The sequence below is a fragment of the Membranihabitans marinus genome, from assembly GCF_019802045.1.
Lineage (GTDB): Bacteria > Bacteroidota > Bacteroidia > Chitinophagales > Saprospiraceae > Membranihabitans > Membranihabitans marinus_A.
On the sequence record NZ_JAHVHU010000008.1, the window covers coordinates 42,902 to 60,491 of the forward strand.

14 protein-coding genes are annotated in these 17,590 nt (G+C 44.3%); 9 read left to right on the forward strand and 5 right to left on the reverse strand.

The genetic code is table 11. The features are described from left to right. Positions 1 to 107: 107 nt before the first annotated feature. From recG to KUV50_RS08970, 3 genes are all read left to right on the forward strand, one after another. Positions 108 to 2,225, forward strand: a complete 2,118-nt coding sequence (gene recG / locus KUV50_RS08960) for an ATP-dependent DNA helicase RecG (RefSeq protein WP_222579795.1) — start codon at positions 108 to 110, stop codon at positions 2,223 to 2,225. A 146-nt stretch (positions 2,226 to 2,371) separates the two neighbouring features. Next, positions 2,372 to 2,683, forward strand: a complete 312-nt coding sequence (locus KUV50_RS08965; RefSeq protein WP_222579796.1) for a hypothetical protein — start codon at positions 2,372 to 2,374, stop codon at positions 2,681 to 2,683. Positions 2,684 to 2,733: 50 nt separating this feature from the next. Beyond that, positions 2,734 to 3,687, forward strand: a complete 954-nt coding sequence (locus tag KUV50_RS08970) for a D-2-hydroxyacid dehydrogenase (protein ID WP_222579797.1) — start codon at positions 2,734 to 2,736, stop codon at positions 3,685 to 3,687. Positions 3,688 to 3,903: 216 nt separating this feature from the next. Here KUV50_RS08970 and KUV50_RS08975 read toward each other — a convergent pair whose 3' ends face one another. Further along, positions 3,904 to 4,827: a hypothetical protein gene (locus tag KUV50_RS08975; protein ID WP_222579798.1), complete on the reverse strand. Its 924-nt coding sequence runs from the start codon at positions 4,825 to 4,827 to the stop codon at positions 3,904 to 3,906. Next, entirely contained in the window at positions 4,824 to 5,471 is a 648-nt protein-coding gene (locus tag KUV50_RS08980; protein WP_222579799.1) for an outer membrane beta-barrel protein, read from the reverse strand. The genes KUV50_RS08975 and KUV50_RS08980 overlap by 4 nt, the downstream gene beginning before the upstream one ends. A gap of 14 nt (positions 5,472 to 5,485) precedes the next feature. Here KUV50_RS08980 and KUV50_RS08985 point away from each other — a divergent pair, with 14 nt between their 5' ends. After that, positions 5,486 to 6,925 carry an OmpA family protein gene (locus tag KUV50_RS08985; RefSeq protein ID WP_222579800.1) on the forward strand — a complete coding sequence of 480 codons (1,440 nt, stop codon included), beginning with the start codon at positions 5,486 to 5,488 and terminating at the stop codon, positions 6,923 to 6,925. 58 nt (positions 6,926 to 6,983) lie between these two features. Here the strand turns inward: KUV50_RS08985 and KUV50_RS08990 are convergent, their stop codons facing one another. From KUV50_RS08990 to KUV50_RS09000, 3 genes are all read right to left on the reverse strand, one after another. Next, complete coding sequence (locus KUV50_RS08990; RefSeq protein ID WP_222579801.1) at positions 6,984 to 7,391, reverse strand: hypothetical protein; 408 nt, start codon at positions 7,389 to 7,391, stop codon at positions 6,984 to 6,986. Positions 7,392 to 7,499: 108 nt separating this feature from the next. Continuing rightward, entirely contained in the window at positions 7,500 to 8,759 is a 1,260-nt protein-coding gene (locus tag KUV50_RS08995; protein WP_222579802.1) for a 3-phosphoshikimate 1-carboxyvinyltransferase, read from the reverse strand. Between the two features lie 41 nt (positions 8,760 to 8,800). Further along, on the reverse strand, positions 8,801 to 9,811 hold the full coding sequence (locus KUV50_RS09000; protein ID WP_222579803.1) for a PhoH family protein: 1,011 nt from the start codon (positions 9,809 to 9,811) through the stop codon (positions 8,801 to 8,803). Between the two features lie 227 nt (positions 9,812 to 10,038). Here KUV50_RS09000 and aroB point away from each other — a divergent pair, with 227 nt between their 5' ends. The 5 genes from aroB to KUV50_RS09025 are packed head-to-tail and all read left to right on the forward strand — an operon-like array spanning position 10,039 to position 17,398. After that, positions 10,039 to 11,112: a 3-dehydroquinate synthase gene (aroB, locus tag KUV50_RS09005; RefSeq protein ID WP_222579804.1), complete on the forward strand. Its 1,074-nt coding sequence runs from the start codon at positions 10,039 to 10,041 to the stop codon at positions 11,110 to 11,112. Next, a complete protein-coding gene (locus KUV50_RS09010) occupies positions 11,105 to 13,636 on the forward strand; it encodes a transglycosylase domain-containing protein (protein WP_222579805.1) in 2,532 nt (843 codons plus the stop codon). Before aroB ends, KUV50_RS09010 begins: the two co-directional genes overlap by 8 nt. A gap of 30 nt (positions 13,637 to 13,666) precedes the next feature. Next, on the forward strand, positions 13,667 to 15,796 hold the full coding sequence (locus tag KUV50_RS09015) for a peptidylprolyl isomerase (RefSeq protein ID WP_222579806.1): 2,130 nt from the start codon (positions 13,667 to 13,669) through the stop codon (positions 15,794 to 15,796). Next, a complete protein-coding gene (gcvT, locus tag KUV50_RS09020; protein WP_222579807.1) occupies positions 15,796 to 16,896 on the forward strand; it encodes a glycine cleavage system aminomethyltransferase GcvT in 1,101 nt (366 codons plus the stop codon). Before KUV50_RS09015 ends, gcvT begins: the two co-directional genes overlap by 1 nt. After that, positions 16,874 to 17,398 (forward strand): GbsR/MarR family transcriptional regulator, encoded by a 525-nt coding sequence (locus tag KUV50_RS09025; protein ID WP_222579808.1) that lies wholly within the window; start codon positions 16,874 to 16,876, stop codon positions 17,396 to 17,398. The genes gcvT and KUV50_RS09025 overlap by 23 nt, the downstream gene beginning before the upstream one ends. Positions 17,399 to 17,590: the final 192 nt, after the last annotated feature.

Below are 17,590 nucleotides of genomic sequence, written 5' to 3' on the forward strand. Positions count from 1 at the left end.
ATTTCCCTCATCCGTTCGTGATGGGTCTGCATAACAAACAAAGATACAATTCGATTATTGTTTTAAAGAATTAGTATTTTAGCCATTTTAGAAAAAATGCCCTGCCATTGTTTATACCAGGTTCATATCTGACTGGAAAGATCGAATTTGTGAAAGGCATCGGCCCCGCCAAGGCCGGTCTGTTGCAGAATGAATTGGGGATATACCTGATCGAAGACCTTTTGCTGGATTTTCCGATCCGTTATCTGGACCGGACGAAAATCACTCCCATCGCTGAAGCCAAATCCGAAGGCGAATATGTGCAGGTCAAAGGAATCCTGAAAGATTTCCGCGTGATGGGGCAGGGAAGAGGGCGTCGTTTAGTGGCTTTGGTCTCTGATGATACTGGCGGTATGGAACTGGTCTGGTTCAAATCCATTGAATGGATGGTCAACCACCTCACTCGTGGAATGGAATATGTGGTCAATGGCCGCGTGTCACGATTTCGCAACCAGTATAACATGGCCCACCCGGAGATGGAAGCGGCATCGAAAAAAAAGACGGATTCTTTTCAGACTTTTATTCCGGTGTACCGAAGTACGGAAAAACTGACCAAACGCGGACTGGATACCAAAGGTCGGAATCGGATTATGAAACCCCTGATTGCGGAATTACCGAGAGATGCTTTTAAGGAATACCTCCCGGACGAATTGCGGCAGAAATTCCGGTTTGCCGATATCTATGAAACCACACGAATGATTCATTATCCGATGAATCAGAAACAACTAAGAATAGCAGAGAACCGAATTATCTTTGAAGAATTTTTCTTCGTTCAGCTGCGGTTGATCAAGCAATATCTTACTCGCAAGCGGGATCTGAAAGGCCATGTGTTTGAGACCGTAGGCGACTATTTTATGACTTTTTATGAGGAACATCTTCCTTTTGAGTTAACGGGGGCGCAGAAAAGAGTGTTGCGGGAGATTCGACGGGATATGGGGACGGGAAAACAGATGAATCGGCTGCTTCAGGGCGATGTGGGGAGTGGAAAAACCATTGTGGCTCTGCTGGCTGCCTTGCTGGCCCGGGACAATGGGTTTCAGACTGCATTGTTGGCGCCGACAGAGATTTTGGCCCAGCAGCATTTTGAATCCCTGACCCAACTGACCGAGGGCATGAAATATCAGGTCGCTATATTAACGGGTAAGACCAAAACAGCGGAACGGAAGGAGCTACTGCGGATGTTGCGGATTGGAGCCATCGATCTGTTGGTGGGGACACATGCTCTATTGGAAGACCGGGTTCAGTTTGAAGAAATTGGGCTGGCCATCATTGATGAACAGCATCGATTTGGTGTCGCTCAGCGGGCAAAACTGTGGAAAAAAGGGAAGCGGCTGCCACCGCATGTCCTTGTCATGTCTGCCACACCCATCCCCCGAACCCTCCATATGACCACCTATGGAGACCTGGATGTCAGTGTGATCGACGAGCTGCCCCCGGGTCGAAAGCCCATCAGAACCTTGCACAAAACCGAATTCTACCGATCCGATGTGATCAAATTTATGAAGCAGGAAATCGCCAAAGGTCGTCAGATTTATGTAGTCTATCCTTTGATCGAAGAATCAGAAAGCCTGGATCTCGAAGATCTGAACAATGGGTATGAAAAACTGTTGACTTTTTTTCCCCGACCCGATTATCAGATCGGTGTAGTCCATGGCCGGATGACGCCCGATGAAAAGGAGAAGGAAATGGAGCGTTTCTCCAGAGGAACAACCCATATCCTGGTCTCCACCACCGTGATTGAAGTGGGGGTCAATATACCCAATGCTGCGGTGATGGTGATCGAAAATGCCAACCGGTTTGGTCTGGCTCAGTTGCATCAGTTGCGGGGTCGAGTCGGTCGGGGATCTTATCAAAGCTATTGCATCCTGATGACCGGGAACAAACTGGGTGATGATGCCCGGACCCGGATTGATACCATGGTTCGGACGAATGATGGTTTTGAAATAGCCGAAGTGGATTTGGCGCTTCGGGGACCAGGGAAGGTACAGGGCACAGAACAGAGTGGTCGGCTGAATTTTCGAAAAGCAGATCTGATCGAACACAAGCATATTCTAAAAGCGGCCCGGGAAACAGCAAAAATTATCCTGGAAGAAGATCCCGATTTGGAATCAGATAAGCACAGGGGGATCAAGGCCTATCTGGAGGCCCGGCATAAATCAGCTGAATGGTGGGGAAGGATAAGTTGAAATTGGAAAGTTGAAAATGGAAAGTTGAAAATTTTTAAATAGTTTCAATAGCACAATGTAAGTTTGTAACTTTGACGGGCGTTATGGTGGTACACTTATAAAGCGGCATAGAAAAACATTCTTCATGATCAATCTCCTCTTTTAAAATGGCCAGAAAATATAAAACGACAGGATGTGCGCGGATTTTTATTGTGTTACTTATTGTTGCACCGCTCGCATTTTTTGCGGCGTCCTACATCAATGGGTCTGATCCAATGGACACGCTTCGCGGTCTTTTTGGTAGTGAAGAAGAAACTTCCGTTTCTATGCGCCATGAAGATCGGCCGGATAAAGAATCAACGACCGATTTACAAGATGAACTTCGACGGCTTCAAAAAGATGTGGATTACTATAAGGTAGAAGCTGAAACCTATAAAAAACTCCTGGATGAATGCCAGGATGCCCGAATCAAGAATTAATCTTCACCCAGAAATAATTATTTAACCTTACACGAATTTCTAAATTTACTATGATGAAAATATTAGCCAACGATGGTATTCACCCGACCGGACAAAAGATGCTCGAAGAAGCCGGGTTCCAAGTGGATCTTGAACGAATCCCTCAGGACGAACTCGCTGACAAATTGAATGAATACGATGCTATCATCGTTCGTAGTGCCACAAAAGTACGTCAGGAATTGATCGACCAATGTCCCAATCTGAAAGTAATCGCCCGAGGCGGCGTTGGGATGGACAATATCGATGTGGAATATGCTCGCAACAAAGGGTTAACGGTAGTGAACACCCCTGCCGCTAGTTCTCGTTCCGTGGCTGAACTGGTCTTCGGACATGTCTTATCCTTGGTCCGATCCGTCCATTTATCGAATCGAGAGATGCCGCGCTCTGGCAGCACGGAATTTAAAAAGCTTAAAAAAGCATACTCCGGTGGCATCGAATTGCGCGGAAAGACATTTGGCGTCGTAGGATTGGGCCGTATCGGTCGCGAAGCTGCTCAGATTGCCCTGGGAATGGGTATGAAGGTGGTCGGAACTGATCCCATGGTGGAGGAAGTTACCCTCGAAGTCGCTTTACACCCATCCTATGATCAAAAATTATCGGTGACTATCCCAACGGTGTCGCTGGAAGAGCTCCTCCGTGAAGCTGATGTCATCACATTGCATGTTCCCGGTGGAAAACAAGCTGTTTTGGGTGAAAGCGAATTGGCTAAAGCGAAAAAAGGAGTGATTCTCGTGAATGCAGCACGTGGAGGTGTGATCGATGAAGATGCCCTGCTCGATGCATTGGAATCAGGACAAGTCGGGGGTGCCGGGCTTGATGTTTTTGTCAATGAACCATCGCCACGAGCAGATTTGCTAAACCATCCCAGAGTTTCCGATACGCCACACATTGGTGCATCTACTGGTCAAGCACAGGAGAACATAGGTATAGAGCTGGCGAATCAGATCATTGCCGCCTTGAAATAATATTCAGAGAATTAATTCGAACATAAAGTGGGAGGTAAATTTGATTTGCTTCCCATTTTTTCAAGTGTTGAGGCATTCAAAATGGAGTTCATACACAAACCTTAATCAATTACTTTGATCTGGAGCGCATTGTAAAAACTCTCCTTAGAGTGGGGGAATAAAAAGAACTTATGGATGGACTTAGAGTTCTTTTTCCAACGGACACCTCTATGCTTTTCATTGTTCTTTCAACCATTGCTCGTAGTATTCCTGGATGAACCCTTCCTTCAGAGCATATTTAGAAAAAGCGACTTGCTGAAACTGGTGATGATCCATTAACCATATGATCAGCAAAAAGGCGTGGATGATTAGTGGAACTCTTTTGTCTGGAATAGATGGATCCTCCAATCGTTCATTGGTTGTGGTATATAGACGGTCGGTGATGTATCGACGAACCTGCCCTGGTTCAATACTGCTGCAGTTCGCTGCATCAAATACTTCCCCGGTTAGCGCTTCGGCTAGGACATCAAATGTACCGGAGCCGCCGATTAGGGTTTTTGGTGCTTGTTCATGGATTGCAAGTGAAATTATCGCTGCATGTTTATCTAAAAACTCATTGAACTGATGGATTTCTTCCCGGGTAACCGGATCGCTAAAAGGAATGGCGTTTTTCAATACCCCCAAGCCAATCGGCAAACTTACCTGAAAAACCTTTTTGTCAGAGTGGGTAATAATAAATTCCGTGCTACCACCTCCGATGTCCATGAAGAGTGCATTTTTTTTGAAGTCCGGGCAGGCTATTCCCATGCCCTGATAGATATAGTTCGCTTCTTTTTCCCCATCGATGACCCTGGTATGTATACCATATTCTTGGCGAATCATGGATGTAAACTCGTTGCTGTTATCAGCTGTTCGAAGTGCCGCTGTCCCCACAGCCAGGATCTCATCTACCTGGTGCTGCGTACAGATGGAATGAAAGTTTTTTACAGCTTTTAAGCCGCGGTTCATGGCTTCATCTGCGATATGGGTTATTCCCGTCTGCGCTAAAAATACATAGTCTCTTTGATGAAAAATTACCTGCCATTGACTTGTTGTTATTTCAGCGATAATAAGGTGAAAGGTATTGGATCCGAAATCAATAAGGCCGACTCGTTTTTTCAAAATCTAAATTGATATTGTAAACTAATATAATACAGCTGCCATTCTACATCGTCGGCCTTGACATTTAATATTAAAGACAAGGAACGAATATAGTGGACGTTGATCCCATGGTGTTGAGAGAACCAGAACCCCATTCCGGTCATGACACTGTAATCATCGTCCCGGATAAAGGTACTATATTTTTCAAATTTCGGAAATCGGATCGTGGAATGGAGGATTCGCCCGTACATAAATCCCACATCAAAATGAAAACGAGATAGTCCGTTATCCCACCAGGTCAGATAGGAGGCGTAGAGTGGAATCTGGGCCATATGAATATCAATAGAACGTTTTATGGGATCATATGGACTGTTTTTGGCTCCGGTATTGCGGTAAAATAGATCCAAATGGGCATTCCAGCGTGGAGCCATTCGGTACCCGACGCCGGTACCGATGCCATATCCTATCCGATGATACCCCGCCAGCATATCTCCGCGAATCTGTGAAAAATTGATGTCTGTAATAATTCGGGCTGAAAAAACGTTATTTTGACTAAAGCTCTGACTGGTAAGCTGTAATATAAAAAGTAGTGTTAAAAGAGCCCGGGTAACTCCTTTTACGGAAACAAAAAAAGAATTAATATCTTTGGTTACAGACGTGGTCATGAAGTTGAATATCAATGAAACTGTTTTCAATACGCAATATCGGATTTTTTGTGACAATGGTACTCATACCATGGACGCAGTTGTGTGCCCAACAAGTGATAAAGCTGAATAACCCATCATTTGAAGACTGGCCGCAACACAGTCATCCCCCGGAAGGGTGGTCGGACTGTGGATTTTTTGATGAGTCTCCACCAGATGTTCAGCCATCGGGTGCTTGGGGCGTCTTCTGGCCAGCCATGGATGGGAAGACTTATCTGGGGATGGTCGCTCGGCACAATGATACCTATGAAAGCGTGGGTCAGCGTTTGAATGATATCTTGTGGGCCGGGACGTGTTATCAGATTTCTTTTTTTCTATGTAAGAGTCCCGTATATTTTAGTAGCGTCAATGATATCAGTGGTGATGAAGAAAAACGCTCGCCGGTGCAAAATTTTGTGACACCGATTAAATTGCGGATCTGGGCTGGAAATGATATGTGCCACAAACAAGAGCTGATCGGTGAAACCGGTCTGGTAACCAACAATGAATGGGAACGGTACCACATCAAGCTCTCTCCAAAACGGGGAAACTACAAATACATCTTTCTGGAGGCGTATTATGAAACGCCCACCCTCTTTGCTTATAATGGGAATATCTTGGTGGATGATGCATCAGATATCGTTGCTTTGGCGCACTGTGATGATAAATTGAAGGAAGAAGATCCCGTAGAAGCTCCCGTGGTGCAAATCATAGATCCGGTTGAAAAAATCGACACCAAAGAAATGCTCTATCGACTGCATGCCAAAATAGAGAACGTAGACTCCAAAGAACGTGTTTTTATTGCTGTGAATGATTATGAAATCAAAGATTTTACCTTTAATCCGCAGACCGGAGCATTTTCTACCTATCTAAAACTAGCTCCCGGCCGAAATGCCATCAAAGTGATCGGAAGTAATCGGGCAGGCACTGATACGGATTCCACGTTTATACGGACGATTGATCCCTTGGCTGCTGTTAACAAAGTACCCGAGCCCATAAATAAACCGGTATCCAAGCCCAAAACAACGATCAATGCCAGTAAATATAAGCTCACAAATAAAGATGGTGAGTCTTCTCTTAAGAAAGGCGATATTGTAAATCTCGAGCATTTGCAGTTTAAGGCAGATCGAAGTGACTTGAGTAGAAAAGACAGCATGATACTGGATGAACTATTTCAGTTTATGCAGGAATACCGCGAAGTAGAAATAGAGATTGGCGGACATACGAATAGTTTGCCCGATGGCAGGGAGTGTCAGAAAATAAGCCAGGAACGGGCCATGGCGGTAGCTACTTATTTGGTCGAACGCGGCATTGATTTTAAAAGGTTGACCGCTATGGGGTATGGTAAAAAATATCCGATTGCGACCAATGAAACACCCGAAGGACGAAAGCGCAATCAGCGGGTCGAGATTAAAATACTAAAAATAGGACAATAGATTTCAGATTTAAGAATCTTGATTTGCGGAATCGTCTGTATCAAGAGGATTACTATTTTTAGCCAACATCCAGCACAGGTCTCGTTCTAAAAAGCCGAAAGTTGTTTTTATGAAGAACAACTTTTTGGAATGAGGGTAGAAAATAATAATTGGTATCGTAAAACTCCAGATTGTCTGCCCTTTTCTCATTGCGACCACCTACGGGGTCGAGCGTGATTCCATACTTTGGAGCTAGTATACTTTGACCCGCTCCGCAGGTCATTACTTCATTTTGAGTTAAATTAAATTGTTTATAATAAAATAAACATGCCTCATACCAAGATGCAGAGCCATAACCTGGGAACACATGGCCAGTATCTTCTACACTGACCTCAGAGAGGTCACAGTTTATTAGCACATATTCATTGAGTCCGGCAACGATCCCAGCCAGGTCGCCATGTTTGAAATTACGATCAGGCGTTACCAAGTCTATACCATCTTATACTAAGACAGCCGGACACCATGATAAAATTCTTTGCTAATAAATGATTTCTCATGTCAATTTTCCATCTCCAACTCCACTTCTATCTCCACCTCATCCCTTCTCCACGGAGAATCCCAGACGCTCCAGATCCAGCCAAAAATCAGGGTATGACTTTCGGACTACATCCGGTTCTTCGATTCGGACGGGGTGCAATACCGCCAAAGGTGCAAATGCCATCGCCATTCGGTGGTCTTCATAAGTCGGAAAAGTAACCGTTTCTGGGAAGGCTGCTTTACCTGAAACCAAGTAAAATTCTTCGCCGGTCAAAGGACTGAATTTAGGCGGCATTTTCGTAAAAGAAACGTTGAGTTTGGCCAGTTCGGTTTTCAATGCAGCAATCCGGTCGGTTTCTTTGATACTCAGCGTTTGCAATCCACTAAACAGACCATCTGTACCCAATCCCGCGCAGGTCACTGCTATGGTCTGGGCAATGTCTGGGCAAAGTATGAAATTATGTTCAAAAGAGGCGGGTACTAAAGGACTTGTTTTGGTTAACGTAATTCCGGCAGAAGTATAGGTTGTGTGAACACCAAACGACTCATATAATTCAGGTAAAACGGCATCTCCCTGAAAACTTTTTTCATTTAATCCATGCAACTGCAACCGGCAAGAGTCCGATAAAGCGGCTATGCTGTAATAATAGGAAGCTGCAGACCAATCAGATTCTACAGTAAACTCTTTGCCCTGGTACGATTGATGTGGAACTGTGATTTCATTGTCCTTCCATTCATAACGCACACCATAAGCTTGCATGACTTGGAGGGTCAATTCGATGTAAGAACGAGAGACCATCTCCCCGCCCAGCTGTAGGGTAAGACCTCCCGGAAGTGTCGGAGCGATCAGCAACAGAGCACTGATAAACTGTGAACTAATATGACTCGCAATGGGGAGTACAGAATTTTTGGTCAACGTCGCTGGTTCAAATCGCAGTGGCGGATAACCCGGTTCTCCCAAGTAGGTGATGTTTGCTCCCAGTGTGCGAAGAGCCTCCACCAATTCACCTATAGGACGTTGTTTCATGCGTTCGGAACCGGTTAGCGTACACGATTTTCCCGATGCCGCCAGATAAGCTGTCAGAAACCGAAAAGTGGTGCCTGCAGCGCCGGCATCAAAAACGTCCCCGGATGAATTTAAAATGTGCTGCAGCGCTTTGGTGTCATTGCTGGTGGATAAATGATGAATAGGTTTGGGCATTTCTGTTAATGCCTGAATGATCAGGGCTCGGTTGCTGATGCTTTTTGAGCCGTCCAATGCGATCTCTCCCTCGAGACTCTCCCGGTCGAGTGAAATGTTTATTACCTGCTTACTCATGCGATGTATCTGTTCTCAGAAATACGTTATAAAATTGATGGCTACTCCTCTTCAGAGAAGCTGGGTGCAAAAGTAGCCTTTTTCTTCTTGGTTTTAGTATTCTGATCATCCTCCTTTTCAAAGGCACGTATGATTTGTTTGACTAACCGATGTCGGACCACATCTTCTGCGCCGAGCTTTATAAAATCGATTCCGTCAATGGGTTCCAGCATCCGGACCACTTGTTTTAGTCCTGAATGTTGACTTCTGGGAAGATCCACCTGCGACATGTCACCTGTGATCATACATTTTGCAGATGGACCGAGCCGCGTCAGGAACATTTTGATCTGTGCCATCGTACAGTTTTGGGCTTCATCGAGAATTATAAATGCATTGTCCAAGGTACGACCCCTCATATATGCTAGTGGCGCGATTTCAATGGTTCGGTTTTCCATAAAATGATTCAGTTTTTCACCTGGAATCATATCGTCCAAAGCATCGTACAGCGGCCGAAGATATGGGTCTACCTTATCTTTGAGGTCACCGGGAAGAAAACCAAGGTTTTCACCGGCTTCCACTGCCGGCCGTGTCAATATAATCTTTCGCACCAGTTTGTGTTTCAGTGCTCGTACAGCAAGTGCTACGGCGGTGTAGGTCTTTCCTGTTCCGGCGGGCCCGATGGCAAAAACGACGTCGTTTTTATCGATGGATTCTACCATTTTACGTTGATTCCGGGTCCGGGCTTTGATTGGTTTGCCATTGCGTCCATGAACAATCGTCGTTTTAGAATTGGATTCCTCCACGTGATTTTCAAAAACATTTTCTCCGGCCACCAGGTCTTTGACCGTCATGTCATCCAATGGTTTATTCATTCGGAGTAACCGGATCATGGATTCCAGATTGGCTTTTGCATTTTGTGTGGCTTTCTTCTTACCGTTTAGTTTGAGGTAATTACCTCGTGATATTATTTGCAACTCGGGGTAGGATTCCTGAAGGATGTCGAGGTTTTTGTTTCGCTCGCCATAAAGCTCTCTCAGATCCACACCGTCTATGGTTAATTCTATTTCGCTCAAATGAGATGTTTTTAGTTTTTAAAGTTTTATCTTATCACTTTCGGAATATACAATGAAATTTCAGGTAGGATGGTTCAAATACTTCATTAATTAAAGGACAACCGCGAAATTTTCTTACGTTTTTCGCAGTTAAATAGTAGTTTTGTGCAATGGTACTTTCGTAAACTGAAGCAGGTCAGGAGGCTGTAATAAAATCATTCATAAACAATAGGAAATAATACTTATCGATGCGTCAAATAAAACTACAGGATTATCAAGTGTCTATCGGGAATGCTTGGGCTGAAATTCAAAATACAATTGATTTTAACGGTGTCAGTAAATGTTTTGTACTGGTAGATGCCATGACAAAAGAATATTGCCTGCCTTTGTTCCTGGAAAAAAGTCAGATCAAACCAGATGGAATCATCGAGATACCGGCTGGTGAAACGTATAAAACCATCGAAACCTGCCAGCGGGTATGGAATGAACTTTTTCTGCATGATGCAGACCGGCAGGCTTTGATCATAAACCTGGGTGGGGGAGTTGTTGGTGACTTGGGAGGTTTTGTAGCCAGTACCTATAAGCGCGGAATTAAGTTTATCCAAGTGCCTACGACGTTACTGAGCCAACTGGATGCGAGCATCGGCGGAAAAGTCGGTGTAGATTTCCTGAGTTTGAAAAATGCCCTGGGTGTTTTTAATAATCCGGAAGCCGTATTTATCAATCCTGCATTCTTTGACACCTTATCAGACCGCCAGTTAAAAAGCGGGTTTGCGGAAGCGCTCAAACACGCTTTGATCGCAGATCGGTCGATGTGGGATAATATCAAGGGTATTACAGATTTACGTACCATCGACTGGGAACCTTTCCTGGAAGAATCGTTGTTGATCAAAAAACGGATCGTAGAAAATGATCCCTATGAAAAAGGACCGCGGAAAGCTTTGAATTTCGGGCATACCATTGGTCACGCCATTGAAGGGGTTTTGCTGGAAACAGAACATTCCTTGTTGCACGGAGAAGCTGTTTTACTGGGCATGATAGCCGAAAGTAAAATCGCACAGATCCGAGGATTACTGAATGAAAATGAACTCAGTGAGATCACCAATCATCTGCGTAAATATGTAGATTTCAGTTTTGATCTCCAGCAACGGGATATGATTATAAATCTGATCAAGGGAGACAAGAAGAATGAAGGTGATAAAATCTTATGCACATTGTTGAATGCCATCGGGCAATACGCTATCAATCAGGATATCTCACTCGAAGAAGTGGAAGTCGGTTTGATTTATTTAGAAGAACAATTTGATTACAGTAATGTCTGAGAACCAGAAATCAAAAAACACCAAAAACAATACCACACAAACCTGGAAACAAAACCTGGTCAAGGTACTCTGGATCATTGTGCTCGGCGGGGTTGGTCTGGGATTATTGATCTTTGTGATTACGAGTTTTACTAAGTTACCCTCCTTTGAAGATTTAGAAAATCCAACGGAAGATTTTGCAACGGAGATTTACTTTAATGATAATTCCGAAATGGGACGGTTTTTTGTCAAGAACCGCGTTCCGGTCAGTTTTGACGAGATTTCACCAAATGTAATTAACGCTTTAATTTCCACCGAAGATGAACGTTTTTACAAACATTCCGGGATTGACTTTGAAGCTTTGATGCGTGTCCTGGTCAAGCGGATAATTCTTCAGAATAAAAACGCCGGTGGTGGAAGTACCATCAGCCAGCAACTCGCCAAGTTATTGTTCACTCAAAAACCGGCTTCTAATATTTTTGCGCGTGCACCTCAGAAATTAAAAGAAATGGTGACGGCCGTCAAACTGGAACGAGCGTATACCAAAGAAGAGATCATCAGTATGTATCTGAATCAGTTTGAATTTGGTTATAATGCCCATGGAATTAAAGCGGCTTCAGAAACTTTTTTCAATACATCACCGTCTGATTTGACAGTGAATGAGGCTGCAGTTCTTGTCGGTATGCTCAAAAATCCAAGCTATTATAATCCACGTCGATTCCCGGAACACGTGCGTAAGCGACGCAACGTCGTTCTGTATCAAATGTATAACCATGATCACCTGAGTAAAGAATTGCGTGATTCACTGCAGGCGCAGCCGGTGGATATGTCCCATTTTACCATCACAGCCCATGACCGGGGTCCTGCACCTTATTTTCGGATGGAACTTAAAAAACACATTGATCGGTTGCTGGCCCAACCGGAGTACCTCAAACCGGATGGAACGCGCTGGAACCTCGATAAGGACGGCCTGCGAATATATACTACCCTGGATCCGGACATGCAGGACCATGCAGAACGAACGGTGACCACGCATATGGAAAAATTGCAGGGGCAGTTCTTTAAGCATTGGAGTTATGGTGCAACACCATGGTCCTATGGAAGCGATAAGGACTTTGTGGCTCTCAAGTACCGACACCTCGAAAATCTAAAGATGGAATCAGAGCGGTTCTTGACCATGAAAGCTACTCAGTTTGATAGTTTACTTACTCACGTCGAAGAACAATTCAAAGATATTCAGTTTACACCTTTTACCTTGGAGGTGCTGGAGAGTGCCCGGGGAGATGGAGAATATTTTCAGAAATTGATTGATGATAAGCTGATCTCAACGTCCAGGTCCCGCTACTTATCGGAGGTCGCCAACAGCGATGAATATGGGCCTATTGCCAGCGCCTGGAAAGAATTTAAAGCAAAAGCGGACAACGTTTTTGATACGGAAGTAGAAATGACAGTTTTTGCGTACAACGATAAAATGGAGAAAGATACGGTGATGACACCCATGGATTCAATCATGTACCATCGTATGATATTGCAGGCCGGGATGCTGGCGATCGAGCCCGGAACCGGATACGTGAAAGCCTGGGTGGGTGGTGTTGATTTCAAATACTTTCAGAATGATCATGTCTTGAATCGAAGACAGGTGGGGTCTACGTTCAAACCATTTGTTTACGCGACTTCAATCGCTATCCAGGGGGTTTCTCCGTGTACAAAAGTATTGGACCGTCAATATATTATTGTTCCTGGGGAAGGTAATTTTCATCTTCAGAAAGCCTGGGATCCCAAAAATTCGGATGGCCAATTTAGTAATGAACGAGTGACGTTGTATGAAGGGTTGCGAAATTCGATTAACTCCATAAGTGTATATCTGATGATGCAATTGGGTGATGTCGCTCCGGTCATTCAGTTAGCATCGAACATGGGAATAAATCCAGATTATTTGCCGAGGCAACCCTCTATCTGTCTTGGAACACCTGATTTGAGTTTGATGTCGATGACGGGTGCGTATTCTACATTTTCAAATAATGGCGCTTATGTTACTCCGACTTTCATAACCTCTATAACGGATAGCAATGGGAAATTAATTTATCGGTCAATTACCGAAGAGAGCCAAGCGCTTCAGCCCGATGCCAATTATGTCATGGTCGATATGTTGAAAAAAGCTGCAGCTGGTCGTCCCGGAATTAATCAACTTAAAACGGTGAATGGGGGTAAAACCGGTACCACGCAAAATCAAACAGATGGGTGGTACATGGGTATTACACCCAACCTGGTCGTGGGGTCATGGGTTGGTGGTGAAGACCGTTGGGTTCGGTTTCGATCACTGACCATGGGGCAAGGGTCTGTTATGGCACGGCCTATTTTTTCTCAGTTTATAAAAAGCCTGGAAGATGATCCGGATATGAATTTTGATACGCAGGCTCAGTTTTTTCGACCTCCCGGAGAATTGGATATTAATATAGATTGTGACCGATATAACCACCCTTTGCAAGATGACGGAACACACCCGGAAGAACCCGCTCATGAGGAAGAATTTTTTGGCGGCTAGGCTTTATTTTCCTTGAATTAATTTACAGTTATGTTATCTATGCTTTCCCGGATTGATGCCAGGATGACTTCAAGCTTGCACTGTTTTATCTCTGTCATTCGAGGCAAAGGAGGTCAGGACTTGGATCTCCAAGGAAAAACATCGTCCGACCTGATGGGACTACGCTGGTTTTCCCGAATAAACACCGTTCTTATCTTTCTGATTGGGGTAATGGGACTGGTTTCATGTTCCCAAGATGAGTCGGGAGGGGAGGGACCGATAATCACGAAAGTGAACATTGCACTTGATTCGGTTCAATTCCAAAAGGTTTACAATCTCATTGATCAAGGAGAACAGGATTCTTTACTGCTCTATTTGTCTCACCCGGATCCTTCATTCCGGGTTCTGGCGATCCGTGGTTTTTCAGGAATGATGGATGAGGCATACATCGATACGGTGGGAAGCGGTATTTTAGATCCCATTCCTGAAGTACGTCGGATAACAGCTTATGTATTGGGACAAAGTTATCATGAGCGGGCAGTACCTTATCTATTGAAGGTTTTTCAGAATCAGGATTCACTGGGGATTGATCCAATGACCTTCAGGTATGCACTGGAAGGCATGGGTAAGTGTGCAGATAGTAGTTTTTTGTCTCATTTGGCTGGGATCACGACCTATCAACCCACCGATACACTTTTAATGGAAGGACAGTGTCTGGGGTTATTGAAAATGGCTGAACGTGGGTTTTCAGATCCGACAGCCACTGCACGTATGGTGAAGTACCTCAAAGACACGGTTTATAGTAGGTCTGTTCGACTGATTGCAGCCAATTATCTGGCTGTGGAAAATTCAAACAACAGGGAAATTTACAGACAGGAACTAATCGAATCCTTTGAGGCTGAAGAGAATCCGGAAATCCGGATGTTTATTGGTACAGCCATTGGGAAATCGGGGTCAGAAGCGGAGTCTTGGATTAGAAGAACTCTTCGAATTGAAAAAGACGATCGGGTTTGCATCGCGTTATTGCGCGGGTGTACGGCGTTGCCTTTGGCAGTTCGACATCGGATATGGGCTGGAACGTTGCGTGATCAGAACAGCCAGGTAGCCCGTACAGCGGCGGGGTTGATTATGGAATATGGGTCATCGGTCTATTCGGACACTTATGCCAATTGGGCATTTGGCAATTACGCGCCCGAGGTATATGCTCGACTTCTTGGAGCCGGGAATAAGTACGTAAGCAATGTCCGATTTCGTCAAATGGTTCAAGATCTTATCTTCCGTCGGATGAGATCAACAAAAGATCCTTTTTTGAAAAGTGATTTCATCATGGCTGCAGGCCAGCGAATGGAGACCGCCCGCCACTTGATCGCGTATGATGCGGAGGAGACACCCCCTGTGGTCCGGATCAGTATCATAGAAGCATTGATTCAGGCTGCAAATGCGGCTGATCGCCTGGGGTCCAGGGAGCGACAATTCCTGATTGAACGATGGGAATCTGGTGATGTCGCTGCACTCGCTGTACTGAGTCCTTTTTTTGCAAAAAACAAAATGTGGTTTCCGGAACTTACTGCGGATAAAGCACGTTGGACTGCGCAGAGTACTGCGATATCCATGCCAGGGGGTATCGAGGCTCGCATGGCTGTTGACAAAGCAAGACAACAACTTTTCGGTATTGAATATGACCCTCTTTTCTATCGTAAGGATCAGTTTTATACGCACCCGGTGGATTGGAAGCTCTACGAACAGCTCAGTGATCAACCTCGTGCCGAAATTTTTACAAGTGCAGGTGCGATGGCGGTTGAGTTGTTTAAAAAAGAAGCTCCTGCTACGGTGTTGAATTTCATTCAGCTGGCAGAATCGGGCTATTATGATGGAAAATTAATACACCGGGTCGTGCCTAATTTTGTACTACAAGGTGGGGGCAATCGCGGCGATGGATATGGCAGTATGGATTATACCATTCGATCGGAAGTGGGACCACAGTACTACGATCAATCAGGAATTTTGGGGATGGCCTCTGCTGGTTTACATACCGAAAGCCAGCAATGGTTTGTTACTCTTCGGCCCGCGTTGCATCTCAATGGGAGATATACCCAGTTCGCCCGCGTGGTTTCAGGTCAAGACATCTTGCCTTTGATTCGACGCGGAGATCAGATAGAGACCATAAAAATACATCGATAATGAAAAAAACACCACTGTACGATAATCACGTGCGTCAAGGCGCTAAAATGACTGATTTTTCGGGTTATGAAATGCCGATGCAGTTTTCACGAATACAGGAAGAACACATGGCTGTCCGGACGCACGCCGGAGTGTTCGACGTATCTCATATGGGTGAATTCATCGTGGAAGGCACGGGAGCTTTACCATTATTGGAAAGATTAACTACAAATAACGTAGCGGATTTGAAAGTCGGCCGTGCTCAATACACCTTGATGACCAACCCAGGAGGTGGAATTATTGATGATCTGATTATTTATCGATTGGAAGAAGAACAATATATGCTCGTGGTCAATGCGGGTAATATTGAGAAGGACTGGAACTGGATCATTGAAAATAAATCATATACTTCAGTCACACGGAATATATCTGCCGAGACAGGATTGATCGCACTTCAGGGACCCCGATCTATTGAAATTCTTCAACCACTGACTTCCGTGGATTTAAAGACCATTTCATCGTATCACTTCAAAAGGGATATTGTAGCACAAATTGACGATATATTGATCTCAGCTACTGGGTATACGGGCAGCGGCGGATTCGAACTCTACGTTCCCCATGAGCATGCCGTGGATCTATGGGAAGCTATCCTGCAATCAGGTGAACCACATGGATTGAAACGTGCTGGCCTGGGAGCACGAAATACACTGCGACTGGAGATGGGGTATTGTCTGTATGGCCAGGATATTGATGAACAAACCACGCCGTGGGAAGCCGGGTTGGGATGGATAACTAAAATGAATAAACCCTCATTTGTAGGTCAGGAGAAACTAGCTAAACAAAAGTCAAAAGGTGTTGTTGAAAGGTTGAAATGTTTTGAGCTGAACGACAAAAGAGTGCCCAGATCCGGTTATACTATTCATAACATGGGACAGAAAAAAATCGGTGATGTACGATCAGGCACATTCTCACCCTGTTTACAAAAACCCATAGGGATGGGCTATATTCGGTCAAACTTACTAGGTGATAGTAATCAGGTGTTAATTTCGAACGGTAAAAAATATTTCGAAGGCAATATTGTAAAACCACCCTTTGTCAATGTCAAAGATTATGTCAGCTGAAGTGACAAAAAAACCATGTACTCGGAAAAATTTTATTGAAGATTGGTCAAATATCGCAGTCTCATGGGGCATGAGTAAGAAAATGGCTGCTATTCACGCGTATTTACTTACAGCAGATAAATATGTGACCTCTGATGAACTGATGAATGAACTGGGTATCTCACGCGGTTGCGTATCGACAAATCTAAGCCAATTGGTTAAATATGAATTTGTCCAAAAAGCGGATGATCAACAACGCAGAGATTATTATACTGCTACCAAAAATACTTTCACTATTCTTCAACGGGTCATAGCTTATCGTCGGGAAAAAGAATTGACCCCCCTCATCCAAATGCTGGAACATTACTGTCCGTCCCAAATGGAAAATGAAATGCCCAAAGAATCCTTGGAGATGATCTGTGATTTCAGACATTATGCAATGAAATCGGATAAGTTTTTGTCCAGCCTGGAAAGCAAATCAGAATCGGTCTTTGTACGATCCTTTTTAAGGATGATCAAGTGATAACTCAGAATTGAGATTTTTTTTTGATGTTATGAAGGATTGCATGGGTGCCTGCTATGATTCTGGCATTTCTTTTCTAATCTTTTTGACAAATTGATACGAGACATCGAATACGCCTGTGTTCGTACCATAAATTCAAAGACACTGTACCATTTCCGTTTTAATCTTGCAATGGGAATACCATACCCGACA

Coding starts and splice junctions, on each gene's coding strand:
- KUV50_RS08965 (WP_222579796.1), top strand. CDS start 2,372: ATGGCCAGAAAATATAAAACGACAGGATGTGCGCGGATTTTTATTGTG.
- KUV50_RS08995 (WP_222579802.1), bottom strand. CDS start 8,759: ATGAGTAAGCAGGTAATAAACATTTCACTCGACCGGGAGAGTCTCGAG.
- KUV50_RS08980 (WP_222579799.1), bottom strand. CDS start 5,471: ATGACCACGTCTGTAACCAAAGATATTAATTCTTTTTTTGTTTCCGTA.
- KUV50_RS08985 (WP_222579800.1), top strand. CDS start 5,486: ATGAAACTGTTTTCAATACGCAATATCGGATTTTTTGTGACAATGGTA.
- KUV50_RS08970 (WP_222579797.1), top strand. CDS start 2,734: ATGATGAAAATATTAGCCAACGATGGTATTCACCCGACCGGACAAAAG.
- KUV50_RS09010 (WP_222579805.1), top strand. CDS start 11,105: ATGTCTGAGAACCAGAAATCAAAAAACACCAAAAACAATACCACACAA.
- KUV50_RS09015 (WP_222579806.1), top strand. CDS start 13,667: ATGTTATCTATGCTTTCCCGGATTGATGCCAGGATGACTTCAAGCTTG.
- gcvT (WP_222579807.1), top strand. CDS start 15,796: ATGAAAAAAACACCACTGTACGATAATCACGTGCGTCAAGGCGCTAAA.
- aroB (WP_222579804.1), top strand. CDS start 10,039: ATGCGTCAAATAAAACTACAGGATTATCAAGTGTCTATCGGGAATGCT.
- KUV50_RS09025 (WP_222579808.1), top strand. CDS start 16,874: ATGTCAAAGATTATGTCAGCTGAAGTGACAAAAAAACCATGTACTCGG.